Here is a 286-nt window from a genome sequence, read left to right on the forward strand (position 1 = left end):
TAATGCTATAGTCGAGGGCTTCGCTACTGAGGCGGTTCTGCAGAAATGCAGGGAGCTGGTGGTTCGGGTGGTGATGGGGCTGAGGCCTTGTTGCTGCAGGGGCTGAGAAGGTGGTGAAGAAAGTTTGGTTTTGAGTTGTGGGTGGTGTAAAAACCGGTATATAATTCAAGGCTTCGCTGAGTAGAGCAAGGTGTTGCAAGACGCTGAGTTTGAAAGGTGATGAAGACGAAAAAGTTTTCAAAAGTTTGACAGTTCTTCAAAAACTGTGCTAGAATTCAAGGCTCAG

At 47.2% G+C, this 286-nt stretch carries 1 protein-coding gene; it reads right to left on the bottom strand.

The genetic code is table 11. The features are described 5' to 3' along the window. The coding region (locus tag ARADN35_RS28350; RefSeq protein ID WP_208856812.1) for a hypothetical protein at nucleotides 1-241 on the bottom strand (241 nt) is incomplete at its 3' end. Nucleotides 242-286 lie beyond the last annotated feature (45 nt).

It is taken from the genome of Acidovorax radicis N35 (genome assembly GCF_000204195.1).
In the GTDB taxonomy this organism is placed as follows: domain Bacteria; phylum Pseudomonadota; class Gammaproteobacteria; order Burkholderiales; family Burkholderiaceae_C; genus Acidovorax; species Acidovorax radicis.